Here is a 4,953-nt window from a genome sequence, read left to right as displayed (position 1 = left end):
GCGACAACGGATGCGGGATGACCCGCTGGCTCATCGTCGTCGGCCCGCAACGCGGGGAACTACGCGACCGGGACTGCGCGGACAACCCGCCCTTCGAGCCATACGTCGTTGGAAAGGGTAACCGTCACACCTTCCACACCTGGTATCTCGAGTGGCTGGAGCAACGGGAGAGGGCAGCGATGAGCAAGGGCTGGTGAACGCGGCCCGCCCCGTTCGGTGGGGTGCTGGGGGTCCGGCAGCGTTGCGGCGGTCGACCGCGCTCGGGAATCATCACCGCATGGATGAGATCATCTTGATGTCGGATCCACGGGTAGCGGCCGTTCCCGTCCACGAGAGCGGTGAGTCGCTGGTCGACGTCCGGAGGTGGCCGCTCCGTGTGGACCGCCGGAAGCAGGACGACTCAGACGCCTTCTTCTACCTGCGGGAAGGCGTGCTGGAGCGTCTGCTCCAGGCACAGGCGCAGTTGCCGACCGGACTGGGCTTTCTGCTGGTCGAGGGCTATCGCCCTCCGGAGCTGCAACGGCGCTACTTCGAGAGATACGCGGCCACACTGCGAGCCGAGCGGCCTGGGTGGACGGACGAGGAGATCCGGTCGGCGGCGAGCCGTTTCGTGTCGCCTCCGGAGATCGCGCCGCACAGCGCGGGAGCGGCCGTGGATCTGACGCTCGTGGATGCGGACGGCCATGAGCTGGACATGGGTACGCCGATGAACACGACCCCGGAGGAGAGCGGAGGCGACTGCTACACCGACGCTGTCGGAATCAGCACCCAGGCGCGCGGCCACCGGCAGATCCTGGGGCGCGTGCTGACGGCCGCGGGCTTGGTGAACTACCCGACGGAATGGTGGCATTGGTCGTTCGGCGACCGTTACTGGGCGCTGGCCACCGGAGCGCCGAGCGCCTGCTATGGACCGAGTCACCAAGGCACGTGACCTCGTCAGCCGAGGGCGGTCGACCGCCAGGCGCGGAAAGACAGGGAGGACCCAGGTCGGCCATGGGCACGGCGGGTGGGAGCGGCGTACCGGGTGACGGTGGAGCATCTCGGGGCTCGGGAGCGGCGCCTGCTTCTTGTCGATGGCCCGGCCGGGCCGGAGCCGGCGATGCCGTGGCTCGGTGAGATCGGGCAGTCGCTGTCCGTCTCGGCGCGGATGCGGTCGACGGCCGTGGGGAACGCCTTGCCCCCACGGCGGGTGGGATCCATGGCGCGGCCGCGTCGGCACAGCCCCGGGGTTCCCCCTGATGAGCGATCAGGACGAGGCGGAATCGTCATGAGCCGCCGTGCGCTGACGCCTGTAGTGGCGAGCTGCTCGGGCGCGGTTTCCGCATGACGGCTTGCACCACTCCTGCCGCCCGTGGCTCTTGACGAAGTAGCGCACGCAGCGGGGCGCGGTGCAGGATCGCAACTGCGTGCGCTGCGGGCCGCTGAGAAAGTCGATGGCGGCTCGGGCCAGGGCCGCGACAAGTCGAACGTACGGATCATTCTCCGCCGACAGCAGTCGGGCGGTAGGGATTCCGTCGACGGGCCAGTCGATCTGCGGGGCGACCGGTTCCCGCGCGGCAGCCGTGTTGAGATGGGCCATTGCCTGGTCGGCAGTCATCAGGCGATGGGCGTCCGCCGGACTGGGGGGAGCAGGACTGACCACTCGGGCGAACAGGGCCCGGACTGCCTGCCGAAGCTCGATGATCCCGATCCTGAGGTTGTCATCCGCTGCGAGTTTTCCGGCCGGAATGTGGCCGGCCAGCAGATCCCCCTGCTCTTGGATCCAGAGCGTTGTTCCCTGGACCGTGGCGAGGTCATCGGCGACGCCGCCATCTCCGTCGTGGCGAATCGTGCTCGCCAGTTCCAATGCCAGCCAGCGCTCCACAAGGCATCCCCTTCCATCTCGGTGCCCGGTCGTCGGCCCACTTGATCACATCCCTACGCACACCCTAAGGCCTCTAACGGAAAACAGAAAACTTCCGTTAGAGGCTGGAGTAGGTGGAGACACCTGCCCTGGCAAGGGACGGCGGCTGAGCCCGCCATGGGAGGCGACCGCGGAATGACGCTGCTTGCACACATCAGTGACCTGCACCTGGACGGCAGTGAGAGGGCAACACGACGTGCCACCCGCGTCATGGACTACTTGCGAGCACTGCCCCACCCGGTTGACGCGCTCCTGGTCACCGGGGACATCGCCGATCACGGCGAGGAGGCCGAGTACGAGGAAGCGGCTCAGATCCTGACCGCCCCCTTTCCCGTGCTCACCTGCCCCGGAAACCACGACGCGCGGCCGGCCTACCGCAAGGCCCTGCTCGGAGAGGCACCCGACCACGGCCCCATCAATCAGGCCCACAACATTGCCGGCACCACCATCCTGATGTGCGACTCCACCATCCCGGGCCGCGATGAGGGACGCCTCGACGCCCAGACACTCGCCTGGATCGACACCACCCTCAGCGCGCTGCCGCAGGACACCGCGGCACTGATCGCCTTCCACCAGCCGCCTGTCGAACTCCATCACCCCCTGCCCGACTCCGGCATGCTCGAAGAGCCCGGACGACTGGCCGACTTGCTCGACGCTCACCCGCAGGTCGCCGCCGTCCTCACGGGCCACGCCCACACCGCGGCCGCCTCGACCTTCGCCGCGCGTCCGTTGATCGTCGGACCGGCCATCACCTGGACCCTGCGCATGCCCTGGGAGGGCGATCACGCCGCAGACCTCGACCAGCCGCCCGGCCTCGCGTTCCACATCCTGTCCGACGACCGGCGCCTGACCACTCACTACCGCGTCGTGCTCTGATTCCCCCTCGTAGGATCCGGAGGCATCGTGGTCCATCCCTACGCCGTCGCCGGGTTCCTGGTGGCGGTCCTTCCGCTGATCGCCACCCCCGGAGCCAGCCTGGCCCTGCTGATCCAACACGTCACCGGCAGCGGCCGCCGTCAGGCTCTTCCCGTCATCCTCGGCACAGTCACCGGCCTGTACATCCACGCCACTCTCGCCATAGCCGGCCTGTCAGCCCTGGTCATGCACTCCAGCCAGGCCTTCATCGCCATCAAGCTCCTCGGTGCCGGCTACCTCATCGGCCTGGGCATATGGACATGGCGTTCCGCCGCACCGAACACGGCACCCGGCCCCTACCGCCAACGCCTGCCGAAGGGGGCGGACTCCGTCTACGCCCAAGCGTTGCTCGCCAACGTCCTCAACCCGAAGGCGGCAGCCATCTACTTGACCCTGGTTCCCCAGTTCATCGCACCCCGTCAGCCCTTCGGTGGCCAGATCCTCACTCTGGCCACCGCCCACGCGCTGCTGATCGCACTCTGGCTCGCCGCCTGGACCTTCCTCATCCTGCGTGCCTCACACGCCCTGCACAAACCCCGCTTCAAGCAAACTGCCGCCAAGGCCACGTCAGCGGTTCTCATCACCCTCGGCGTTCGGAGCGCGGTGACGTAGGCCGAGAGCCACCTCCTGAGTGTCGGCAAACGACCGTCTGCCGACACTCACACGCGAGATCACGAACCCGCAGGTCGGCACTGTCGACAACTCGCGTCGGAAATCAACGTCGGGGAAGGGTAGTTGGCCTTCGCGTCGTCTCAGTTCCGGGTCGATGCGCCGTCCCACGAGCGGGAGTGTGCCGACGGTGGAAACGGCCGCCACGCCCACTGCTGCGAGCGCGAGCATCGCGACGCCGGCGGCGTCCCATGGATCTCGCTGCCTCCGGTGATCAGGTAGCAGGACTCGGCGACGTTGCCCGTCACGAGCGCCAGCGCGAGCCCGATGCTCAGGGGGAGCACGACCTGACCGGTGCAGGCCGTGGGTCGCGCTGGTTCGGGCAGGGAAGGAACAGAAGCAGACCGCTGTTGAGCTCGGCATCCATCCGGTCACGTTGTCGAAATGGCTGCGTCAGGACGGCGCCAGCCGCGGCTGGACGTCCTTGACGCTGACCCGGTGCCGACGGGGCTCGCGGATCCCGAGTTCCTCCTGCTCGGCTCGCCGTTCAGGGCTCAATGTGTCGGCCCTGCGCCGGGTCTTGTCGAGCCATCGAGGCGCGCCGAAATGGTTTGTCACGAGGTCGGATGTCGACGATGATCACCTCATGACGACCAGAAAGGGCCATGCCGTCTAGGCATCCCGCTTCGCTCTCCACCGCTCGCGCTCCGCCCGCCGCCCGCTCACCGCAGCGCCCGACGGCCGTGACCGACCACCCAGGAGAGCCCACCCGTGCAGAAGGCCAGCCTCGTCCCTTACGCTCACCTCCCCCGAGAGCACCACGACCGCCACGTCCTGACCAGTACCGTCGACGCCTTCGGCGCCGCCCACTGGCTGCTCGCCGACCGCGCTCCGCAGCCTGGCGGCGATGTCCTGCCCTTCGACGCGCTGGTCGTCTCCGTCGATCCGGGCGGCAGCGTCGAACGCACCGAACTGAGCGCCGTGCGGGCCCGCTGGCCGCACCTGGACCGACTGCCCGACGGCGGGTTCGTCGTCGCCGCGTCTCGCACCCGCCGGTACGAGGACGCGAACCAGGTCCAGGTCTTCGACGCGCTCGGCCGTGAAACCTCCTCCTTCTCCGTCGGGGACGCCATCGAGCACCTGCTGGTGGACGAGTCCGGTCATATCTGGGTCGGGCACTTCGACGAGAACCCGGTCGGAATCCGCCGCTGGAGCGCCACGGGCCAGCTCGTCTGGACGTCAGCCGGCGCCCGCATCCCCGGTCTCTTCGACTGCTACGCCCTGAACGTGTCGGGCACCGCCGCCTGGGCGTGCCCGTACACGGACTTCCCGCTCGTCGAGATACGGCCCAACCGCACCGATCGGCCCGTGAGGGTATGGGCGAACCGCGTACGGGGCTCCCATGTTGTGGCCGTCCACGGCAAGCGGGTCGCCTTCTACGGCGGCTACGGCGAGGAACGGGACCGACTCGCCCACGGAGAACTCACCGAGACGTCCGTCGAGTCAACGGACTTCGGCGTGCTCAC

Annotated in this window: 5 protein-coding genes and 1 pseudogene; 5 read left to right on the top strand and 1 reads right to left on the bottom strand. The window is 68.4% G+C overall.

Annotated elements, in window-relative coordinates; all coding sequences use genetic code 11:
• Positions 1-197 (top strand): annotated as a pseudogene (locus tag ACWEBX_RS37300) (hypothetical protein); the annotation flags it as partial.
• Between the two features lie 80 nt (positions 198-277).
• Positions 278-931, top strand: a complete 654-nt coding sequence (locus ACWEBX_RS37295; RefSeq protein ID WP_451889175.1) for a M15 family metallopeptidase — start codon at positions 278-280, stop codon at positions 929-931.
• Positions 932-1,246: 315 nt separating this feature from the next.
• On the opposite strand, the gene ACWEBX_RS37290 is transcribed toward ACWEBX_RS37295, so the two are convergent.
• On the bottom strand, positions 1,247-1,864 hold the full coding sequence (locus ACWEBX_RS37290) for a CGNR zinc finger domain-containing protein (protein ID WP_451889174.1): 618 nt from the start codon (positions 1,862-1,864) through the stop codon (positions 1,247-1,249).
• 174 nt (positions 1,865-2,038) lie between these two features.
• On the opposite strand from ACWEBX_RS37290, the gene ACWEBX_RS37285 reads away from it, so the two are divergent.
• The 3 genes from ACWEBX_RS37285 to ACWEBX_RS37275 form a co-directional block, all read left to right on the top strand.
• Entirely contained in the window at positions 2,039-2,779 is a 741-nt protein-coding gene (locus ACWEBX_RS37285) for a metallophosphoesterase (protein ID WP_451889173.1), read from the top strand.
• 27 nt (positions 2,780-2,806) lie between these two features.
• The gene (locus ACWEBX_RS37280; protein WP_451889172.1) at positions 2,807-3,430 is read left to right on the top strand and encodes a LysE family translocator; all 624 of its coding nucleotides are present in this window, start codon (positions 2,807-2,809) and stop codon (positions 3,428-3,430) included.
• A gap of 768 nt (positions 3,431-4,198) precedes the next feature.
• On the top strand, positions 4,199-4,953 hold a 755-nt coding region (locus ACWEBX_RS37275; protein ID WP_451889171.1), incomplete at its 3' end, for a hypothetical protein.

The organism is Streptomyces sp. NPDC005070 (genome assembly GCF_053600395.1).
Note: the sequence above shows the minus strand (reverse complement) of the source record. Positions and strands in the feature narration are given on the sequence as shown.

What these genes read in the sequence shown, in the direction of transcription:
- ACWEBX_RS37285 (WP_451889173.1), top strand. Translation starts at nt 2,039, where the DNA reads ATGACGCTGCTTGCACACATCAGTGACCTGCACCTGGACGGCAGTGAG.
- ACWEBX_RS37295 (WP_451889175.1), top strand. Translation starts at nt 278, where the DNA reads ATGGATGAGATCATCTTGATGTCGGATCCACGGGTAGCGGCCGTTCCC.